Below are 20,184 nucleotides of genomic sequence, written 5' to 3'. Positions count from 1 at the left end.
GAAGAATAATTTATTATGGAAAAGGTTAGTTTTAAAAGTATGGAGAATGGAACTGCTGAAGAGTATGCTTTTCTAAATGACCTTGAAGATGAATTTAATTTAGATCTTCCAAAGCGATTGATTGCTTCACTGAGATTACTTAATTCAAGTTTTTCTGGTTATCAAATTAGTAGACTTGAGCACAGTTTACAAGGTGCTACAAGAGCCCACTTTGCTGGGGAAGATTTGGAAATAGTAATAGCGATTTTATTTCATGATATTGGAGATGGTCTAGCTCCATATTCACATTCAGAAATGGCAGCAGCAATCCTTCGACCTTTTGTATCAGAAAAGACTTATTGGATTGTAAAACATCATGGTGTCTTTCAGATGTACTACTATGCACATCATTCAGGTGGAGATAGAAATGCTAGAGAATTATTTATTAATAGTCCTTGGTATCAAGATGCTATAAAGTTTTGTCATGAATATGATCAGAATTGTTTTGATCCAAATTATGAGACAAAGCCTCTAGACTTTTTTATTCCCATGATCAATGATTTTTTTTCAAGTCCCAAGTTCAATGAGCCTGAAAAACTTGTATGATAACTAATCATAATTCAAATTAATTTAATAGAATGAATACTTTTTTACTTCAACTTCTACCAAGACAAATACACCTAATTATTTTTATACTAGTAGGCTCATTGCTTGGTTATGCAGCTTATAGTATGAAGGTTCTAGGTCTAGAGGCTTGCACGCTATGCATAACTCAGCAGTTTTTTTATTGCTTGATTGGGGTTAGTTCATTTGTAGCATTTTTGCATAATCCGCATAGTCGTGCCAGAAAACTGTATTCTTTTTTTATAGCTCTTTTTGCTATTGCTGGTGTATGGATTTCTGGTCGCCAGGTTTGGTTGCAAGGACTTCCTGAAGATGAGGTTCCGCTTTGTGGTCCTCCGCTTGAATACATTATTGATGTGTTTCCATTTGCCGATGTTTTAAATGCGTTATTTATGGGTGATGGTAATTGTGCTGAAATACCATGGCAATTTTTAGGTTTGAGTATGGCAGGCTGGTCCTTAATCTTTTTTATAGTTATTGTCGCTCTTAGTCTTTTTGCTCTATTAAGGACAAATTTTTCAAATTAAATTTCAAAGTTATTTCACAATTTCCAAAATAATTAATTCTGTGGTAAGATTATATTTTGATAGAAAACAGAAGTATCTGAATATTTGACTGATTTTAAAAAAACAGTAGACAAACTATTTAATTCCGCTGATATTCAAATCAATGGGCCACGCTCGTGGGACCCTCAAATTAATAATAATTTATTTTATGCTCGCGTTTTAAGTGGAGGGTCTTTAGCGCTTGGTGAGAGTTATATGGATGGATGGTGGGATTGTGAATCATTAGATCAATTCGGAGATAAGCTGCTGAGTGCACGAATAGATAAGCAAGTCAAAATAACCAACCCTTATTTTTTAATGAATGTAGTTAGAGCCTACTTTTTCAATGCCCAAACAACAAAAAGAGCTTATATAGTTGGAACAGAGCATTATGATATTGGCAATCATTTATTTTCATTAATGCTCGATGAAAGAATGAATTACTCATGTGGCTATTGGAGGAGGGCAGAGAATTTGGAGCAAGCTCAAATCAATAAATTAGATTTAATTTGCAGAAAACTTCACCTTAAGCCTGGGATGAGTGTTCTGGAAATTGGTTGTGGATGGGGTAGTTTTGCAAAATATGCCGCTGAAAATTATGGAGTAAGTGTGCATGGGGTAACTATCTCAAAAGAACAAGTAAGTTATGCAAAAAAATCTTGCGATGGCCTTGATGTATCGTTCGAATTAAAAGATTACCGTGAACTTAAAAAAAAATATGATTGTATAGTGTCAATAGGAATGTTTGAACATGTGGGGTATAAAAACTATAGAAATTACATGAAAGTTGTAAACAGATGCTTAAAGGATGATGGGTTGTTTTTATTACACACTATTGGAAGAAACAACCCAGGGCGTGCAACGGATCCATGGATTAATAAGTATATTTTTCCAAATGGAATGTCTCCCTCTTCCAGTCAAATTTGCAAATCTATCGAAGGTTTTTTTGTTATAGAGGATTGGCATAATTTTGGACAAGATTATGATCCAACATTAATGGCATGGAATGAAAAGTTTCAAAAAAATTTTGATAAATTAACTGAAGTATATGATGAAAGATTTAAGAGGATGTGGGAGTACTATTTGCTAATGTGTGCAGCTTCTTTTCGCTCTAGAAAAAACCACTTATGGCAGTTTGTACTTTCAAAAAAAGGCTTAAAAGGTGGCTATAATTACAAAAATAATTCTAGATTTAATGACCAAAAAGACTCTCTATCATTGCAATAGAGTTACATCCCGCATCAAGGACACTTTGTTGATTTTCAAAAGTAATTCCCCCTATACCAACAATAGGAATATTGATATTGCTTTTAATATTTTGAATCGTTGAGAGTGAGCAATAAGCAGCATTTGGTTTAGTCTTAGATTTAAAAACAGCCCCTAAAGCAATATAATTTGCACCATTCTTTTCAGCTTCTAGAGCAAGTTCAAGATCATTATGGCATGAAACACCAATAATAAATTTATTGCCAAGCAGATGTCTTGCAGAAGACACATCATCATCATTTTGCCCCAAGTGAACTCCATCAGCACCAATTTTCTTACAAAGGTTGACATCATCATTGACTATAAATAAAGTATTATGTTGTAGGCATACTTCAAGCAACTGTGTTGCTTCATCTAGCTTACGTTTTTCGTCTTGGATTTTACGGCGGTATTGGAGAATATTTACTTTATGTTTTTTAATTGCATTCTCAATAAGGGCAATATTCAAGTCTTTGTCCGGTGTGATTCCGTACAGACCTTTTATTCTTTGATTTAACATATCATGGCTCTTTTTCAAACTAAGAAAATTCAATCATTTATAGTATTCATTATAGTCTTGGCAGCTATCTTATGGGTATTTCAAGATAATTTTCTAAAGCTTTTGGTGTTTCAAAAAGTTTCAGAACAATCGCTTTTAACTTCTGAAAAAACTAAAGAAACTGCTTATCTGGAAAAAATAGATAATTTCTTTCTTAAGGAGTATTCAAAAGAATTAGTTCTTTTGCATACTATAAATGCTCGAACCTACTATAGTTTTGAAAATTCTCCAATTGAGTTGATTGAAGTTCAAGTTAAGACATTTAATGCAGCTCAAAAACAAGGGCTTCTATTAACATCAAATCGTGCTGAAATTCTTAAATCGGGTGAAATATTTTTTAATGGTGAGGTCAAAATTCAAACTATGACTGGAATTTCACATGAACTTGATACTGAGTCCTTAATAGTTCTCAGTGATAATGGACAAATCAAAAGTAATAAAGAGGTCACATATTTGGGTGAGGCAGTAAGAATCATTTCTGAGGGAATGGAAATGAATATTGATAGTGATACGATGTATTTAAGTGGCAATGTTAAAATTTTTGAAGATTCTGGTATGACGGTTGATACAAAAAACCTATATATTAGTCACAATGCAGGTGAAAAAATATATAAAAGTAAAGAAAAAACTGTTTATCGCTCAAAAGATACTATTGCTAATTCAGAAAATGGAATTGATATGGATATGAATATAAAGCTAATTAATCTGTTAGGAAAAGTAGAGGTTGTGAGTGGTCCTGGAGGTATTCTTAAGAGTTCTAATGTTGTAATTGATCAGTCAAAAGATGGTGAAGTAATCAAATCAAACTCGCCTTCTCACTATAAATCAAATATTGTTGACATAAAGGCAAAAAAAATGCATTATGATACTTTTACAAAGAAACTTAAATTAATGAATAGAGTTGAAGCTGTTTATGAATAAAATTATTTTATTAATTTCCATTTTTTTTACGACTTTTGTCTTTGCGCTCCCAGAAGATGCAAAGCAACCCATAGAAATTGAAGCTGAATCTGTCATAGTTGATGAGATATTGGGTTTCAATGAGTTTAGTGGAAATGCTGAAGTTAGGCAGGGTTCACTCTTGATGACTGCAGAGCTTATCCAGGTTCAAACTAACACCGATGGCGTTGAAACAATGAAAGCAACTGGCACAGTTGATAATCCTGCTAAGTATATTCAAAGTCAAGAAAATCAGGCGCGCTTTATAGAGGCAACTGCAACATTGATTACCTATGATGTGAATGAAGGCATGATTTTTTTGGTTGGGAATGCCTACTTAATTCAAGGATTTGACTCGTTTAGTGGTGACACATTAACCTATGACATTAATAATGATAAAGTTATTGTTAAAGGCTCAGAGGATGGGACTAAAAGAGTAAAGTTTAAAATCGATCTTTAAAAAACTATAATTTAACTAATTAGAGCTGATGTAATTCTGTTTTTGACTTCATCAAGTGAGCCAACTCCACTTATAGCGATAAACTTTGAGCCTGAAGCAGCAATTTTTGCATCATCACGATAGTATTTAACAAGTGGCTCAGTTTGTTTGTGGTAAATTTTTAAACGTCCTCTAACAATAGTTTCATCATCATCAACCCGCTGAATTAAATCTTCACCAGTTAAGTTATCCTTGCCTTTTAATGTTGGCGGGTTGAAGGCAATATGATATGTTCTTCCTGAAGGTAAATGAACGCGGCGACCAGACATTCTAACTACTATGTCATCGTCTGGAACTTTAACCTCAACAACATAGTCAATCTTAATGCCTTGTAATTTAAGAGCATCAGCTTGATTAATGGTTCTAGGAAATCCATCAAGTAAATAGCCATTACTACAATCTTTTGATTGAACTCTTTCTTTAACCAAAGCAATAATTATCTCATCAGGGACAAGGTTTCCTGCATCTATAGTTTTTTTTGCTTCGAGTCCAATAGAAGTTCCTGCATTTACTGCTGCCCGCAGCATGTCACCCGTAGAAATCTGGGGGATATTAAATTTTTCACATATATGAGCTGCTTGAGTGCCTTTTCCAGCACCAGGCGGCCCTAATAAAATAACATTCATATGGACACTTTTTAGTTAAACTTCAAAAGGAGGTAATTTTTTCTTAACTTTTGATTTTTGCATTATGACATAATCGGGTAACCCATTATTATACGGTGGATAGTTCTCACCTTCAATAAGTGGAAGCAAATATTCACGACATGATTTAGTAATTGAAAACCCATCTTCTGAAATATAATTTTCTGGCATCATTTTTTCGACGTTAGCAATGTCTTTTAATTCGCCATAACCTATTTCCCATCTATAGGGGTTATTAGATAACCTGACAATTGAAGGCATAATGGAGTTCTTACCATCTAATGCCATTTCAACTGCAGCCTTACCAAGAGCATAAGCTTGCTCCACATCTGAATTCGAGGCCAAGTGACGGGCTGATCGCTGGAGATAGTCAGCTACTGCCCAGTGGAATTTATAACCTAAGGCTTTTTTTACTATATTTGCAACAACTGGTGCTGCGCCGCCTAATTGAGCATGTCCAAAGTCATCACGCGTTCCTTGTTCAGCTAAAAATTTTCCATTAGGCCATTTTGTTCCTTCTGAAACGACAATAGTGCAGTAGCCAAACTCTTTTACATTCATATCTACTTTTTCTAGGAATTTCTCTTCAATGAAGTCAATTTCTGGAAAAAGAATTACAACGGGTATTGACGAGTCAACAAGCCCCCCAGCGGCTGCTATCCACCCAGCATGACGTCCCATAACCTCAAGTACAAAAATCTTTGTTGACGTAGCAGCCATTGATGCGACATCAAAACTGGCCTCCATGGTAGAGACTGCAATATACTTAGCTACCGAGCCAAAACCAGGGCAATTATCAGTAACAGGAAGATCGTTATCAACAGTTTTAGGAATATGAATCGCTTGAATCGGATACCCCATACTTTCTGAGAGCTGAGATACCTTTAGGCAGGTATCTGCCGAGTCGCCTCCACCATTATAAAAAAAATAACCAATGTTATGAGCCTTAAAAACCTCAATTAGGCGTTCATATTCTGCTCTATTTGCTTCAAGCGACTTCATTTTATAGCGACAAGATCCAAAAGCACCTGAAGGAGTGTGAATTAGTGCTGCTATATCTGCATCAGTTTCAACTGACGTATCAATCAAATTCTCAGTTAAGGCTCCAATGATTCCATTCTCACCTGCATATACGGTGCCAATTTTATCTGGGTGTTTACGAGCTGTTTCAATAACGCCACTAGCCGAAGCATTTATTACTGCAGTGACTCCTCCAGATTGAGCATAAAAAGCATTTTTCATAATATTTTATTGTTAGTTTGTAGTTAAAATAAAAAGGAGATAAATTTAAGGGCACTGCCCTAATCAGCCCACTTATAAATTTCTCTTCAAACTACATAGAAGTATATCATTTGAAGTAAATATAGCCTTCAATAATTCTATAGTGCAGTTTAATTATATTAATATTAAGTATTTTTAAAGCAATATAATTTTATAGAGGACAAATTAAGAATTTGTGTCAATTTGTTTCATTAATAATTTGCAAGTTGCTAATAATACTTTCTATGGCATTACTTCAAGAAAACTCTCAATATTTATAAAGCCGGGAACTATTTTTTTATCAATCATACTGCTTGGTTTATTTATTGCAATTATATTCTTAATTTTAAATGTTGAAGCTGACTCTAAAACATCTAGTGAGTCATCAAAAAAAATTGTTCTTTCATTGTCAAAGTCTATTACAGTACTCAGCTGCTCCCAAAATTGTTGCTCTTGCTTTATAACTCCAAAGTCATGTGAAGAGATAATTTTATCAAAGTAGCCTTCCAGTTTTGACATTTGCATTTTTAGCGCAATACCTTTTCGATGAGCATTAGTTACTAAGTAAATACGTTTTTCTTTCGATCTTGCTGTAATAAGGAAATTTATAACATGATTATGAACTTGAATTAAGTGAGCAATATCACCTTTTAATTTCATGATATCAAAATCCAGTTTTTCTTCCCAATAATCTAGACAATACCAAGTTAATTTACCTTCTTGAGAATCAAGCATTGAAAGTATTATATTTTTTGAATCCTCAAAGCTAGTATTGTGCTTTTCAGAATAAACGTTTGGAAGGTATTTAAGCCAAAAATGCAGATCGAAGTTTAAATCTAAGAGTGTCCCATCTAGATCAAGCAAAATGGTATCAATTTGACTCCAATCAACGTAGGAATTTAGTTTATTTTCTTCGCCAGGATGTGCCATCTATACTATCTTCAAGAATAATACCAAGTGTTAAAAGTTCATCACGAATTTGATCAGACATTGCAAAGTTTTTTGAGGCTCTAGCCTCTTCCCTCTGATTTATTTTTATGGAAACTTCAGCCTCTGATACTTCTGAGCCTTGCTGGAGGTAAGCCTCAGAATCATATTCAAGAATACCTAGGTAGTTACCTAATTTTTTAAGTAATTGAGCTAAAGATGCAGCATGCTCAGAATCCTTTAAGCGCTCAATATTTACTTGCTTAGCAATTTCAAATAAAACACTTAATGCAATAGGAGTATTAAAGTCATCATTTAATGCGGCATTAAATCTGTCTTCATAATCAAAAGTATTGCCTACTTGAGCGTCTATTTTTTTACTATAGGAGAAGCCTTTCATTGCAGTATAAAGTCTTTTTAATGCAGATTTTGCACTTTCAATATTCGTGTCGCTAAAATTTAGTGGGGAGCGATAATGACTACTTATAAGAAAATATCGAAGAGTCTCACCATCATATTTATCTAAAACACCACGAATAGTAAAGAAATTTTTAAGTGACTTACTCATTTTTTCGTCATTAATATTAACGAATCCAACGTGCATCCAAGTGTTGACAAATTTGCAATTATTAGCACCCTCTGATTGGGCTATTTCATTTTCATGATGAGGAAATGTTAAGTCCATTCCGCCACCATGAATATCAAAATGATTTGATATAAAGTGAGTCGACATTGCTGAGCATTCTATATGCCAACCTGGTCTTCCTTCTCCCCATGGTGAAGACCATTTGGGCTCACTTGGTTTTGCTTTTTTCCAGAGAACAAAATCAAGAGGATCTTGTTTATTACTTTCAATATCTACTCGAGCACCAGCTACCAAATCGTCTAAATTTTTCCCAGAAAGCTTGCCATAATCCTTAAATTTTCTAACAGAATAAAAAACATCACCATTTTTGCCTTGGTAAGCAAGCCCTTTCTTTGAAAGTAATTCAATCATATCTATCATTTGATCGATTGAGTCAGTAGCGCGAGGTTCAATATCAGGACTGAGAACTCCTAGCGCTTTTTCATCCTCATGCATAGCATCGATAAATCGATTTGTCAGAGAGTAGATATCCTCATTATTTTCTATGGCTCGACTAATAATTTTGTCATCAATATCAGTAATATTTCTTATGTATTGAACGTTTGGGTAGTTTCGTCTCATATGACGCGTAATGACATCAAACATAACTAGGACTCTAGCATGTCCCATATGACAAAAATCATAAACAGTCATTCCACAAACATATATTCCAATATTGTTTGGGTCTATTGGACGAAAGTCTTCTTTTTGATTAGTAAGCGTATTATAAATTTTGAGCATTAAGATATTTTATACTGGATTATCTTAATTAATACTAATACCAGTTATATTTGTTCTAACTATGATTATCAATTAATGAATTAAAAAATGTATAATTATTTTTTAATTTTTTATTAGCTAAGCCTTGCCTAGCTGTCTTTACAGCTCTTCTAAAATTATTATGAAAAAATATAAATGTAATATGTGTGGCTGGATTTACGATGAAAGTATAGGAGTTCCTGATGAAGGGATCAGTCCTGGTACTAGATGGGAAGATATACCTAATGATTGGGTTTGCCCACTTTGTGGCTCTGGTAAGGAAGACTTTGATATGGTGGAAATTTAAATTCAATGCAATTGAGCAAGCGTAAAATAAATTAATTAAAGTTTTAACTTCAAATCAAATATGTCAAAAATATTAATTCTCCCTGGTGATGGAATAGGTACAGAAATTGTTGATCAAGCGGTCAAAGTCATTAATTCATTAAATTCTAACAATGAAATGGGGATGACTCTGGTTAATGGGCTGATAGGCGGAATCGCATATGATGAAACTGGATCACCTCTTCCTGATGAAACTATCAAGACAGCTAAGAGTTGCGACTCAATTCTATTAGGCGCAGTTGGAGGGCCAAAATGGGAGGCATTAGAAAGAGATTTAAGGCCAGAGCGTGGGCTATTAGGTATTCGATCTGAACTTGATTTATTTTCTAATTTAAGGCCTGCAATTCTCTATCCACAGTTAGCGAGTGCATCGAGCCTTAAAACTGAAATTGTATCGGGTTTGGACTTAATGATTGTGCGTGAGCTGGTTGGTGGTATTTATTTTGGTAAGCCAAGGGGAATAGAAATCAGAGATGGAGAGCGCTTTGGGATTAACTCAGCGACCTACTATGAATCTGAAATAGCCCGTATTGGACACTCTGCTTTTCAAATCGCTCAAAAAAGAGGAAAGCGAGTTTGCTCTGTAGATAAGGCAAATGTTCTTGAAGTTTCTGAGCTTTGGAGAGAAGTCATGGAAGAAGTTTCTTCAAGCTATCCAGAGGTAACTCTTTCCCATATGTATGTCGATAATGCAGCAATGCAACTTGTAAGAGATCCCAAGCAATTTGACGTTATGGTTACAAGTAATCTTTTTGGGGATGTTTTGTCTGATTGTGCTGCAATGCTCACTGGGTCAATTGGCATGCTTCCATCTGCTTCTCTTGATAAGAATAATTTTGGAATGTATGAGCCTATCCATGGCTCAGCACCGGATATTGCTGGAAAAGATATTGCCAATCCACTAGCAACTATATTATCTGTTTCAATGATGCTCAGGTATTCACTTAATCAAGTGGAGCTCGCTGATAAAATTAATTTAGCTGTTAGTGAAGTACTGGATAAAGGTTATAGAACCAAAGATATTTCTGCAGCAGGAGATAAAGTTGTTGGAACTGAGGAGATGGGTGATTTAATTGTTATGGCTTTAGAGTCTTAGTAGAGCACCTCTTCACTATCAATAGATCGCCATAAAAACCAACAGGCAACCGATCTGTAGGGGCGCCATGTATCTGAAATTTCTATAATTTTATCTATATCAAGTTTTTTGCCGTTATTGTAGAGTTGGTTCATAGCCCTTATAACCCCAACATCTTTCAGTGGAAAAATATCTTTTTCTAGCAAGTGAAACATGCCAAACATTTCTGCAGTCCATGGGCCAATACCTTTAATAGTGATGAGCTCTTCATAGATACTAAAATAACTTCGTCCTTCCCAATATGCATTATTCTCAATATTGTTAGCAATAAAATGTTCAGAAATGTTATAAATATATTGTATTTTTTGCTTGGACAAGCCGCATAGCTTTAAATTTTCTCTACTTGTTAACAGAACCTTATTGGGCTCAATAGTTTTAACTAATTCAACTATTTTATTCCAAACACTTGACGCTGCTTGAATAGATATTTGTTGACCAACTATTGAGCGAAGTAAGGTTTCATAAGCTTCTCCTCGAGATGAAATAGAGTAGTCTTTGAATTGGCTAATAATATTTCCAAGAGCTTTATCAGTCTTAGTTAAATAGTTGAGTGAATCTTGCCAATAATCTGGGTTTGTCATAAAAAAAATAGGGTGATTGATATTAAAAGAATTTTATTTGATAAATATTTACTATAACTGATTATATGTTTAAAACGCAGTATCATATAATCTGATTTATAACATTAACCAGTAATTAAGGAATCTAATGAGTATAAAAAAAAATGTAGCGTTTATTGGTCTTGGAACTATGGGCTATCCAATGGCTGGTCATCTATCTCAGTCAAATTTATTTAACTTAAAAGTATTTAACCGCTCTTCTCAAAAGGCTGCAGCATGGAGTCAGGAGTATGAGGGTGAGGTTTCCACCTCAATTAAAGAGGCAGTAATGGATGCCGACTTTGTTGTTACATGCACTGGAAGAGACGAAGACATGATGGAGATTGTATTTGCTGAACAAGGGATGATTACCCACCTTAAAAAAGGATCAATCTTTATTGACCATACTACAACCTCTTATAAATTAGCCAAGCACTTAAATGAGTCCTTAGCTACAAAAGAAGTGTCATTTATAGATGCCCCAGTTAGTGGCGGAGAGGCAGGAGCAGTTAATGGAGTTCTTAGTGTGATGGCTGGGGGAAGTAAAGAAGTCCTTGATGCGTCAGAAGAGTTGATAAATACCTATTCAAAAAATGTTACTTATATGGGAGAATCTGGAAAAGGGCAGCTTGCTAAAATGGTAAACCAGATTTGTATTGCAGGTTTACTGCAAGGCTTGTCTGAAGGCTTATTATTTGCAGAAGCTGAAAATCTTGATATGAATAGTTTGTTATCAGCAATCTCTGGAGGAGCAGCGCAATCTTGGCAAATGGTAAATCGAGCTGAAACAATGCATCAAAGAGAGTTTGATTTTGGGTTTGCTATTAAGTGGATGGTAAAAGACTTGGGTTATTGCATAGATCAATCGAGCTCCAATAATGCAAATCTAGGGTTTACCAAGGAAGTTTATGATCGATATGTTAACTTAATGGATAAAGGTCATACATATAGTGATACTTCAGCTCTAATGTTGTTTGATCAATTGAATAAATAATTACTTGATTTTTTCTTTGTTACTAAAAAATACCGCTCAACCAATGGCATAATATTAGGATGCGAAAAAAGCCCAAACTAACGAATATTCACACTGTTGCACAGAGTCGAATTTTTAATCTTGAGTCCATGGACGTTGAATTTTCAAATGGAGCGACTCGAGTTTATGAAAGATTGATGTCCAGAGGAAATGGAGCTGTTTTGGTAATTCCAATGCTTGATGATGATACTGTTCTAATGATTTATGAATTTTCTGGTGGAACTGAGCGCTATGAGCTAGGCCTGACAAAAGGCAAGATTGATAAGGGCGAAACTCCTATAGAAGCTGCTGGAAGAGAGTTAAAAGAAGAGATTGGTTATGGTGCTCGTAAGCTTACTTTTCTGAAAACCATTACGCTTGCTCCAGGCTATCAATCAAATGCAACTCATATTGTTCTTGCTGAAGATCTTTATGAGGAGTCGGCTGAAGGAGATGAGCCAGAACCACTAGAGATAGTTCCTCATAAGCTATCTGAACTAGAAACGCTTACCTATAATGAAGATTTAACGGAAGCACGAAGCATACTTGCTTTGTATATGGCAAGAGAGATTATTCGAGGTCGATAAAGGGTGAGCGAAATACCACTTTCTTTTTGGCTTGATGAAAACAACTCTGAATTTCCAAAACTAAGTCTTGCACTAACAGAGCCTAATGGACTCATTGCAATTGGTGGTAATTTGTCCGTTGAAAGATTACTGAAAGCTTATTCATTAGGAATCTTTCCTTGGTATGGCAAGGATGAACCTATACTTTGGTATTCGCCTGACCCAAGAATGGTTATTACACCTGAAAAATTTCATCTTTCAAAGAGCTTGAAGAGAGTCATTCAATCTTCTAAATTTGAGGTTTGTATTAATACCGCCTTTAAAAATGTCATAGTTCAATGTCAAAAAATAGCGCGACAAGGACAATCTGGTACATGGATAAATGATGAAATGATTGAGGCTTATTGTAAACTTCATGAGTCTGGCCACGCCCATTCATACGAAGTTTATGAAAATGGAGAGCTTGTTGGTGGGCTTTATGGTGTTGCTTTGGGAGATGTTTTCTTTGGTGAGTCTATGTTCTCATTAGTGAGTAATGCATCAAAAGTTGCTTTTGCTTACTTACTTCAACAGAGCTCATATCAATTAATTGATTGTCAAGTTGAGAATAATCATTTAGAAAGTTTAGGTGCATTCAAAATGCCTAGGGATTTGTTTATACAACAGCTGAAGGCCTTTGTGTAAAATACTAGTATTAAAGAAAGTATCAGAGGTCCCATGAAAATTTTATTTAAATATGTTGTATTGGTAGCGTTTGTATTCACTTTGTCCGCATGTGGCAGAATGGGTGATTTAACTTCTAATAAAGTTAGCCAGATAGATTCTGGAGAGTCGACATCTAGCACTTACTAGACATATAATTAATTGAATACATTTTATTTTCAAAATAAAGTATTACACGCTGAGTCTGTACCTGTTTCAGACTTAATGGGCGCGTATGGGTCCCCCCTTTACATTTATTCTAAAAGTCAAATAGAGTTTAACTGGCAACAGTTTGAAAAATCCTTTGGTTCGCATCCTCATTTAATTTGTTATGCTGTAAAGGCCAACTCAAATTTGGCAGTATTAAATGTTCTTGCTAACTTAGGTTCAGGATTTGATATAGTTTCAATTGGTGAGCTTGAAAGAGTAATTGCTGCAGGTGGTAATCCAAAAAAATGTGTATTCTCTGGAGTTGCTAAAACAGAGCAAGCGATTCAAAAGGCACTTGAATACGGAATTTACTGCTTCAATGTTGAATCAGTAGCTGAGTTAGACCGAATTGAGTCTGTTGCGGCTTCACTAAAGATGAATGCACCAATATCTATTCGCGTGAACCCGAATGTAGATGCAAAGACTCATCCATATATCTCGACAGGCTTAACTGAAAACAAGTTTGGAGTAAGCATTGAGATTGCTCTATCTTTGTATAAAAAGACAAACCTTTCAGATCATCTTGAAGTTTTTGGTTTAGATTACCATATAGGGTCGCAAATTACAGACATTTCACCTTTCTTAGAGGCTCTTGATAAAGCACTCGAACTTATAGCAAGGCTTGAAGAAGAGGAAATTTATTTAAATCATATCGATATTGGCGGCGGAGTAGGGGTGGCTTATGACAAAGAAAAAACTATTAGCATTAATGACTACATACACTCAGTAATTCAAAAAGTTGGTGATTTGAAGATTATGGTAGAGCCTGGTCGATCAATTGTTGGGAACGCAGGAATATTTGTAACTAAGGTTGAATATTTAAAGCAGAATGAATTGAAATCATTTGCTATTGTCGATGGCGCAATGAATGATTTACTTCGACCTGCTCTTTATGGCTCCTATCATCAGGCGGTTACAATTGAAGATAATTCAAAGGGCATAAAGGATGCATGGGATATAGTTGGGCCTGTGTGTGAGACTGCAGATTTTTTGGCAAAGAGTAGAAGCCTTACCCTTGAACAGGGAGACTACATTGCATTAATGACCACTGGTGCATATGGATTTGTTTTAAGTTCTAACTATAACTCTAGGCCAAGAGTTGCGGAAGTAATGGTTGACGGTTCTGTGCATCAATTAGTGCGAATGAGAGAGACTACTGAATCACTTTTTAAAAATGAGATGATATTAAAAAATGAAACTAACTAATAACCAGAAAAAATATTTGCGCTCTATGGCGCATGACTTAAAGCCCTTTGTAATGATTGGTCAGCATGGATTAAGTGAGTCGGTGCTTGCTGAAATGGAATCAACAATGCTTAAGCATGAGCTCATTAAAATAAAGTTAAGAATCAGTGATCGTGAAGAAAAACTAAAGATTATTAATAAAATTATAGAGCTTTCTAAGGCTGAACTAATTCAAGTGATTGGAGGGGTGATTGTTATTTATAGGCCTTTTGAAGATAATCCTGATATTATTCTACCAAGATCATAAAGCTTAAAAAGCTTTAGATAAATCCTGTTAATGCTTAGATAAAATGAAAATTGCCATCAGCGCTGCAGAAACTTCTGGCGACCTTGTCGCATCATCACTAGTGAGTGCACTGAAATTGTACCGACCTGATTGTGAAATAGAAGGTTTAGCGGGCGACAAGATGGCTGCTGCTGGATGTAAAAGATTATGGCATACTGACCAACTCAACGTGATGGGTCTTAGTGAAGTTTTAAAGAAACTGCCCACTATTTTGAGGCTGAGACGATCTATCATTCAATACTTTTCATCCAATAGGCCTGATGTTTTTATTGGAGTTGATTCTCCTGATTTTAATTTTAAGATTGAAAGAAAACTTAAAAAAAATGGAGTGAAAACGGTTCATTTTGTTAGTCCTTCAGTATGGGCATGGCGAGCAAATCGGATACATAAAATTAAAAAGTCAGCTGATTTAATGCTTTGTCTTTTTCCATTTGAGGTAGATTTTTATCGCACTCATCAGCAAAAAGCTATTTTTGTTGGACATCCATTGGCAGAAAAATTAAAGCCTCGAAAAAAACATACGCCAAATAAGCAAGTTTTATTAATGCCAGGATCAAGAGAGGCTGAAATTAAAACTTTATTGCCTGAGCTTTTGTCGGCTGCTAAATTAATGCATAAAAAAGACCCTGAGATTCAATTTAGTTTGTCACTTGCAAACGAACATCTAAAGGATTGGGTAGAAGATAAAATTCAAGGACTAGATATTATTCTAAGTTCCGATGATTCACATGAAAAGATTAAAAACTCTGATCTAGTTATTGTTGCCTCAGGAACTGCAACCCTAGAAGTGGCATTACTCGCTGTGCCGATGGTTGTGGTGTATAAACTTTCAAAGGTAAGTTATCAGATTGTTAAGCCTTTACTAAACACTAAAAATATTTCACTTCCAAATAAAATTTTAGGGAAAGACATTGTCCCTGAGTTACTTCAAAATGACGTAAATGCTCAAAACATTTTTGAAAAGGCTATGAAGTTGATTGAATCAGACAATACAAGACTAGTTAAAGAATTGGAAAAAATTCATGGGCTTTTAAATCAAAAAGCAAGTGTTAAGTCTGCCGAAGCAATCATTGAGTTCTTGAATGGATAAAGAGTTAAAAAAAATAGTTGAGTTAGCACTTTCAGAAGATATAGGTTCTGGTGATCTATCTTCAAGCCTTCTTGATGACGTCATTATAAATGCTGAAATAATTTGTAGAGATCGAGCGATTATATGCGGCACAGAGTATTTTGACTTATGCTTTTTATCTCTTGATAAAGACATACAAATAAAATGGAAATTGAAGGATGGAGATGAGGTTCAGCCTGGTGAGATTATTTGCAATATTAAAGGAAGATCTCGATCAATCATTACTGCAGAAAGAACGGCACTTAATTTTCTTCAAATTTTAAGTGGTACGTCAACTAAAACGAACTATCTAGTTAACCTCATAGGTAAAACAAAGGCGCAATTACTTGATACAAGAAAGACAATCCCGGGCTTAAGAAAAGCACAAAAATATGCTGTTAAGTGTGGCGGCGGAGTGAACCATAGGATGGGGCTTTATGATTGTATTATGCTAAAAGAAAATCATATTTTATCGATTGGCTCCCTTGATAAATCCATAAAGAAAGCTCTTAAAAAATATCCTGAAAAACCAATTGTAGTTGAAGTAGAGACTATGGAGCAGTTTCGTTCTGTACTATCAATAAAGGGAATAACGAGAGTTCTTTGTGATAACTTTAGTCCTATAGATCTTAAAGAGGCTGTCAAAATTGCGCAAGGCGTATATCCAATTGAAGCCTCAGGTGGAGTGAATGAAACAAACATTGTCAGTTATGCAGAGACTGGTGTTGACTATATTTCAATAGGCTCAGTTACAAAAGATATTGCTGCGGTTGATTTATCTTTGAGATTTTCTTGATACCCTACTGCTTTAAAGGCTGGGCTTAGGTTGTCTTCTCTGAAATTATAAGTTAAGGGGTTATTATTTAAATCAAGAACTGTGCCGCCTGCGCCTTCAAGAATATATACCCCAGCTGCAGTATCCCATTCTGAGCAGCGCCCAAATTTGGGGTAGTAATCATAAATTCCTTCTGCAATTAAACAAAATTTAAGTGCACTTCCGAGTTTAAAAGTTTCAAAATTTGTTTTAGATCTAAGATGATTTTTAAGAGGTTTATTGTTATTTGAGTATCTTCCCACTACGATTTTTTCCCGCCTATTAGGTTTTTTTGTAGAAATTTTATGAGGCTTGTTTCCAGCCACCTTTATTGATGATTGATTTGGCAAACGATAGTAGTGTACTTTGTTAAATGGAGAATAGATTAAACCAAAATCTGGGTAATGATTACGAATAAGAGCAATGCTAATACAAAAGTCTGGTGAGCCATCTATAAAGTCACGAGTTCCATCTAAAGGGTCGATTAGCCAATATTCATCCCAAGATTTTCGAGATGAAAAAGGGATGTTAGATGATTCTTCAGATAGTATTGGAGTGTTAGGAGTTAATTTTTTTAAAGTATTTATGATTAACTCATTTGATTCTTTATCAGCCTGAGTTACAGGAGTATTGTCGCTCTTCATGCTGAAGTTTCCTGAATTTTTGCGATGAGACATAATAATTTCTCCTACATCAACAGTAAGAGTTATTAGTTCTGAAAGAATTTTATCTAGCATAAGCTAAATTATATCATTGACAGTTGTATTTATTTTTTACAAAGAAGATAACTTAAGTAAAATTTATTTCTATTAATAAAGTGAAGCTGAGATTATGAAAAAACAGATATTAACTATGGGCGGAGGTGGATTTACTTCTAAGCCAGAGAATCTTAAATTGGATAAGTACTTATTGTCTTTGTCAGACAAAAAAAATCCTAAAGTTTGTTTTATACCTACGGCAAGTGGAGATGATGAGAGTTATAAAAAACGTTTTTATTCTTCATATAAAAAGCTTAATTGTGAAACGAGCCATTTATCTTTATTTGGTCCACCTGAAGGTGACTTGAGAGATTTTGTTTTAGAAAAAGATATTTTTTATGTTGGTGGTGGTAATACAAGAAACCTTTTGGTTCTTTGGAAAGAGTGGGGCCTTGATAAGTTTTTACATGAGGCCTGGTGTAATGGGGCAATAATGGCTGGACTAAGTGCTGGATCTATTTGTTGGTTTGAGCAAGGCTTAACTGATTCAAAGACTGGTAAATTGCTTCCACTAGATTGTTTAGGCTTTCTTCAAGGAAGTAACTGCCCACATTTTGATACTGAAATTCAAAGGCGACCTGAATATCATAAAGCTATTTTAAATGGTACTATGAAGCCTGGAATTGCCTGTGATGATGGTGTTGCCGCTCACTTTATAGATGGAAAGCTTGAGCGCTGTGTGTCGTCTTTATTAAATGCAAAGGCTTATAGTATTAAAAATGATAATAGCATTATTAACGAGTCAGTTATTGAACCGGAATATCTCGATGATAAGTTTTAATTTACACAATAAAAAACCTAGTATTAAACTAGGTTTTTATATATATGGTGGGCCTACTTGGACTTGAACCAAGGACCAATCGATTATGAGTCGAGTGCTCTAACCAGCTGAGCTATAGGCCCGTAGAAAAACTATTCTAAAAAACTTTGAAGTTTGTGTGCACGAGAAGGATGCCTCAACTTTCTAAGCGCTTTGGCTTCAATTTGGCGAATTCTTTCACGAGTAACATCAAACTGTCTACCCACCTCTTCAAGTGTGTGGTCTGTGCTCATGTCTATTCCAAATCGCATTTTTAAAACCTTTGCTTCACGAGGTGATAAGTTAGCTAAAAGATCACCGGTAGTTTCTTTAAGACTTTCACGAGTTGTGACTTCTACAGGTGAAGAAAGGTTTGTATCCTCAATAAAATCACCAATTGTGGAGTCTTCATCATCACCAACTGGGTTCTCCATTGATAAAGGCTCTTTAGCAATTTTAAGAATTTTATTAATTTTATATTCTGGTAATTCCATCTCAACAGATAGTTCTTCAGGAGTTGCCTCCCTTCCAAACCTTTGAAGAAGTTGACGTCTTACTCGGTTCAATTTGTTAATAGTTTCAATCATGTGAACTGGAATACGAATAGTACGTGCTTGATCAGCAATTGATCTAGTGATTGCTTGGCGAATCCACCAAGTTGCATAGGTTGAAAACTTATAACCTCTGCGATATTCAAATTTGTCTACCGCCTTCATTAGTCCTACGTTACCCTCTTGGATAAGGTCTAGGAATTGAAGACCACGATTGGCATATTTTTTGGCAATTGAAATTACAAGTCTTAAATTAGCCTCAATCATTTGACTTTTGGCAACTTTAGCCTTTCTATCACCCTTTCGAAGTCTTTTATTAATTTCTTTAAGCTCTACAACTGTTAACTTCATCGCCTCTTCATGCTCTAAAAGACTCTTTTGTGAATAATAAATTTCTTTTTCAGTTTTTTCCAATGATTTTAGAGTGGCTTTATCAAGATCAATAGATTTGAGCCAATCAAAATTAGTTTCATTTCCAGGAAATGATGCATAAAAAAGCTCTGAGCTCATTCCAGCATCAAGGCAGACTTGACGAATAAGTTTTTCTTCTTTTTTTACCTTGTCTACTCGATTTGCAACAAGCTCCATCATTGTGCTAACAAGTTTTGGCGCAAGTCTAAGTTCAGAGATGCAACTAGAAAATTTTTGTCTTGCTTTAACAGTCTTATCATCAAGATAACCATTTTTCTCAAAAGATTTAACGTAGCTATTATGAGATTTTTGTATTTTATCAAAGCGCTCATATACCATCCCTTCATCAGGGCCTGTATATTCTAACTCATCAAAATCTTCTTCGTCTTCGTCAAAATCTTCCTCATTCTCATCAGTTTCCATTGCGTCAAGTTGGGCTTGTCTCTCATCAAGAAGGGCTTGTTTTTCCTTAATAAGTATTTGTTTTTCTTCAAATTCTTCAGCGTCACCTTGGTAACCAATAACAACGTCAGTCATCTTACATTTACCCTCTTCCAGTCTTGTATATGCCTTGAAGAAATAGTCAGAGATTTCAGGGTAAAGAGAAATCGCTTGTAAGATTTGATAAACACCCGCTTCAATTTCTTTTGCAATACGTACTTCATCTTTTTGTTCTAAAAGCTCAACTACTCCCATTTCTCGCATATACATTCTAACGGGGTCAGTAGTTCTTCCAAACTCTGAATCAAGAGCCGCTAGGGCAGCTGTTGCAACTTCAGCAGAGCTAGCCTCTGCTTTTCCGCCCGACTTCATTACCAGCTCATCAGCATCTGGCGCTTCATCAGCAACCAATATGTCCATTTCTTCTAAGATTGTTACAATTGGCTCAACCTGTTCAGGAGTTAATAAGTCTTCTGGTAAGAGATCATTGATTTCTGAATAAGTTAGGTAACCTTGTTCTTTTCCAATTGTTATTAGACTATTAAGGGCTTTTTTGTGAGCTTCAGTAGTTGTTTTCATAATTTGATTTTTTCAAAA

General features: G+C 35.1%; 24 protein-coding genes and 1 tRNA gene. 16 read left to right on the top strand and 9 right to left on the bottom strand.

Features of this window, described 5'->3' with window-relative positions; genetic code table 11:
• The first annotated feature begins 15 nt into the window (after nucleotides 1–15).
• The 3 genes from ABXT69_RS08260 (at nucleotide 16) to cfa (ending at nucleotide 2,375) form a co-directional block, all read left to right on the top strand.
• Nucleotides 16–585, top strand: a complete 570-nt coding sequence (locus ABXT69_RS08260; RefSeq protein WP_416677891.1) for an HD domain-containing protein — start codon at nucleotides 16–18, stop codon at nucleotides 583–585.
• Nucleotides 586–617: 32 nt separating this feature from the next.
• A complete protein-coding gene (locus tag ABXT69_RS08255) occupies nucleotides 618–1,130 on the top strand; it encodes a disulfide bond formation protein B (RefSeq protein ID WP_416677889.1) in 513 nt (170 codons plus the stop codon).
• 84 nt (nucleotides 1,131–1,214) lie between these two features.
• Nucleotides 1,215–2,375 carry a cyclopropane fatty acyl phospholipid synthase gene (gene cfa / locus ABXT69_RS08250; protein ID WP_416677887.1) on the top strand — a complete coding sequence of 387 codons (1,161 nt, stop codon included), beginning with the start codon at nucleotides 1,215–1,217 and terminating at the stop codon, nucleotides 2,373–2,375.
• On the opposite strand, the gene thiE is transcribed toward cfa, so the two are convergent.
• Complete coding sequence (thiE, locus tag ABXT69_RS08245; RefSeq protein WP_416677886.1) at nucleotides 2,341–2,913, bottom strand: thiamine phosphate synthase; 573 nt, start codon at nucleotides 2,911–2,913, stop codon at nucleotides 2,341–2,343. The genes cfa and thiE overlap by 35 nt on opposite strands.
• A gap of 3 nt (nucleotides 2,914–2,916) precedes the next feature.
• On the opposite strand from thiE, the gene lptC reads away from it, so the two are divergent.
• Both lptC and lptA read left to right on the top strand, forming a co-directional pair.
• On the top strand, nucleotides 2,917–3,873 hold the full coding sequence (lptC, locus tag ABXT69_RS08240) for an LPS export ABC transporter periplasmic protein LptC (RefSeq protein ID WP_416677884.1): 957 nt from the start codon (nucleotides 2,917–2,919) through the stop codon (nucleotides 3,871–3,873).
• Nucleotides 3,866–4,351, top strand: coding sequence for a lipopolysaccharide transport periplasmic protein LptA (gene lptA / locus ABXT69_RS08235; protein ID WP_416677882.1), 486 nt, complete (start codon nucleotides 3,866–3,868; stop codon nucleotides 4,349–4,351). The genes lptC and lptA overlap by 8 nt, the downstream gene beginning before the upstream one ends.
• Nucleotides 4,352–4,362: 11 nt before the next feature.
• Here the strand turns inward: lptA and adk are convergent, their stop codons facing one another.
• The 4 genes from adk to cysS all read right to left on the bottom strand — a co-directional run bounded on the left by adk (nucleotide 4,363) and on the right by cysS (nucleotide 8,587).
• Nucleotides 4,363–5,016 carry an adenylate kinase gene (gene adk, locus ABXT69_RS08230; protein WP_416677881.1) on the bottom strand — a complete coding sequence of 218 codons (654 nt, stop codon included), beginning with the start codon at nucleotides 5,014–5,016 and terminating at the stop codon, nucleotides 4,363–4,365.
• A 15-nt stretch (nucleotides 5,017–5,031) separates the two neighbouring features.
• Nucleotides 5,032–6,276: a 6-phosphofructokinase gene (locus tag ABXT69_RS08225; protein WP_416677880.1), complete on the bottom strand. Its 1,245-nt coding sequence runs from the start codon at nucleotides 6,274–6,276 to the stop codon at nucleotides 5,032–5,034.
• A 261-nt stretch (nucleotides 6,277–6,537) separates the two neighbouring features.
• Entirely contained in the window at nucleotides 6,538–7,224 is a 687-nt protein-coding gene (gene yrfG / locus ABXT69_RS08220; protein WP_416677879.1) for a GMP/IMP nucleotidase, read from the bottom strand.
• Nucleotides 7,199–8,587 (bottom strand): cysteine--tRNA ligase, encoded by a 1,389-nt coding sequence (gene cysS, locus ABXT69_RS08215; protein WP_416677877.1) that lies wholly within the window; start codon nucleotides 8,585–8,587, stop codon nucleotides 7,199–7,201. Before cysS ends, yrfG begins: the two co-directional genes overlap by 26 nt.
• Before the next feature lie 160 nt (nucleotides 8,588–8,747).
• Here cysS and rd point away from each other — a divergent pair, with 160 nt between their 5' ends.
• A complete protein-coding gene (gene rd / locus ABXT69_RS08210; RefSeq protein WP_416677875.1) occupies nucleotides 8,748–8,912 on the top strand; it encodes a rubredoxin in 165 nt (54 codons plus the stop codon).
• A 60-nt stretch (nucleotides 8,913–8,972) separates the two neighbouring features.
• A complete protein-coding gene (gene leuB / locus ABXT69_RS08205; RefSeq protein WP_416677874.1) occupies nucleotides 8,973–10,046 on the top strand; it encodes a 3-isopropylmalate dehydrogenase in 1,074 nt (357 codons plus the stop codon).
• Here the strand turns inward: leuB and ABXT69_RS08200 are convergent.
• On the bottom strand, nucleotides 10,043–10,666 hold the full coding sequence (locus ABXT69_RS08200; protein ID WP_416677873.1) for a DNA-3-methyladenine glycosylase family protein: 624 nt from the start codon (nucleotides 10,664–10,666) through the stop codon (nucleotides 10,043–10,045). The genes leuB and ABXT69_RS08200 overlap by 4 nt on opposite strands.
• Before the next feature lie 127 nt (nucleotides 10,667–10,793).
• Here ABXT69_RS08200 and ABXT69_RS08195 point away from each other — a divergent pair, with 127 nt between their 5' ends.
• Genes ABXT69_RS08195 through nadC form a run of 8 tightly spaced genes read left to right on the top strand, consistent with a single transcriptional unit; the run spans nucleotide 10,794 to nucleotide 16,609 of the window.
• The gene (locus ABXT69_RS08195; protein WP_416677871.1) at nucleotides 10,794–11,678 is read left to right on the top strand and encodes an NAD(P)-dependent oxidoreductase; all 885 of its coding nucleotides are present in this window, start codon (nucleotides 10,794–10,796) and stop codon (nucleotides 11,676–11,678) included.
• Between the two features lie 59 nt (nucleotides 11,679–11,737).
• The gene (gene nudE / locus ABXT69_RS08190) at nucleotides 11,738–12,283 is read left to right on the top strand and encodes an ADP compounds hydrolase NudE (RefSeq protein ID WP_416677869.1); all 546 of its coding nucleotides are present in this window, start codon (nucleotides 11,738–11,740) and stop codon (nucleotides 12,281–12,283) included.
• Nucleotides 12,284–12,286: 3 nt separating this feature from the next.
• A complete protein-coding gene (gene aat, locus ABXT69_RS08185; RefSeq protein WP_416677867.1) occupies nucleotides 12,287–12,946 on the top strand; it encodes a leucyl/phenylalanyl-tRNA--protein transferase in 660 nt (219 codons plus the stop codon).
• A gap of 33 nt (nucleotides 12,947–12,979) precedes the next feature.
• Nucleotides 12,980–13,114, top strand: coding sequence for an LPS translocon maturation chaperone LptM (gene lptM / locus ABXT69_RS08180; protein ID WP_416677866.1), 135 nt, complete (start codon nucleotides 12,980–12,982; stop codon nucleotides 13,112–13,114).
• A gap of 12 nt (nucleotides 13,115–13,126) precedes the next feature.
• The gene (gene lysA, locus ABXT69_RS08175) at nucleotides 13,127–14,380 is read left to right on the top strand and encodes a diaminopimelate decarboxylase (protein WP_416677864.1); all 1,254 of its coding nucleotides are present in this window, start codon (nucleotides 13,127–13,129) and stop codon (nucleotides 14,378–14,380) included.
• Complete coding sequence (yhbY, locus tag ABXT69_RS08170; RefSeq protein ID WP_416677863.1) at nucleotides 14,367–14,666, top strand: ribosome assembly RNA-binding protein YhbY; 300 nt, start codon at nucleotides 14,367–14,369, stop codon at nucleotides 14,664–14,666. Before lysA ends, yhbY begins: the two co-directional genes overlap by 14 nt.
• Nucleotides 14,667–14,709: 43 nt before the next feature.
• The gene (lpxB, locus tag ABXT69_RS08165; protein WP_416677862.1) at nucleotides 14,710–15,795 is read left to right on the top strand and encodes a lipid-A-disaccharide synthase; all 1,086 of its coding nucleotides are present in this window, start codon (nucleotides 14,710–14,712) and stop codon (nucleotides 15,793–15,795) included.
• Entirely contained in the window at nucleotides 15,788–16,609 is an 822-nt protein-coding gene (gene nadC, locus ABXT69_RS08160; protein WP_416677860.1) for a carboxylating nicotinate-nucleotide diphosphorylase, read from the top strand. Before lpxB ends, nadC begins: the two co-directional genes overlap by 8 nt.
• On the opposite strand, the gene ABXT69_RS08155 is transcribed toward nadC, so the two are convergent.
• The gene (locus tag ABXT69_RS08155; RefSeq protein ID WP_416677859.1) at nucleotides 16,543–17,364 is read right to left on the bottom strand and encodes a 3'(2'),5'-bisphosphate nucleotidase CysQ family protein; all 822 of its coding nucleotides are present in this window, start codon (nucleotides 17,362–17,364) and stop codon (nucleotides 16,543–16,545) included. The two genes, nadC and ABXT69_RS08155, sit on opposite strands and share 67 nt — an antisense overlap.
• A 94-nt stretch (nucleotides 17,365–17,458) precedes the next feature.
• On the opposite strand from ABXT69_RS08155, the gene ABXT69_RS08150 reads away from it, so the two are divergent.
• Nucleotides 17,459–18,166, top strand: coding sequence for a Type 1 glutamine amidotransferase-like domain-containing protein (locus ABXT69_RS08150; protein WP_416677858.1), 708 nt, complete (start codon nucleotides 17,459–17,461; stop codon nucleotides 18,164–18,166).
• A gap of 45 nt (nucleotides 18,167–18,211) precedes the next feature.
• On the opposite strand, the gene ABXT69_RS08145 is transcribed toward ABXT69_RS08150, so the two are convergent.
• Both ABXT69_RS08145 and rpoD read right to left on the bottom strand, forming a co-directional pair.
• Nucleotides 18,212–18,288 (bottom strand) — tRNA-Ile (locus tag ABXT69_RS08145).
• Between the two features lie 9 nt (nucleotides 18,289–18,297).
• On the bottom strand, nucleotides 18,298–20,166 hold the full coding sequence (gene rpoD / locus ABXT69_RS08140; RefSeq protein WP_416677857.1) for an RNA polymerase sigma factor RpoD: 1,869 nt from the start codon (nucleotides 20,164–20,166) through the stop codon (nucleotides 18,298–18,300).
• Nucleotides 20,167–20,184 lie beyond the last annotated feature (18 nt).

The organism is Candidatus Pseudothioglobus sp. Uisw_016 (assembly GCF_048087635.1).
GTDB lineage: Bacteria > Pseudomonadota > Gammaproteobacteria > PS1 > Pseudothioglobaceae > Pseudothioglobus.
This window is presented reverse-complemented; position numbering and strand designations above follow the sequence as displayed.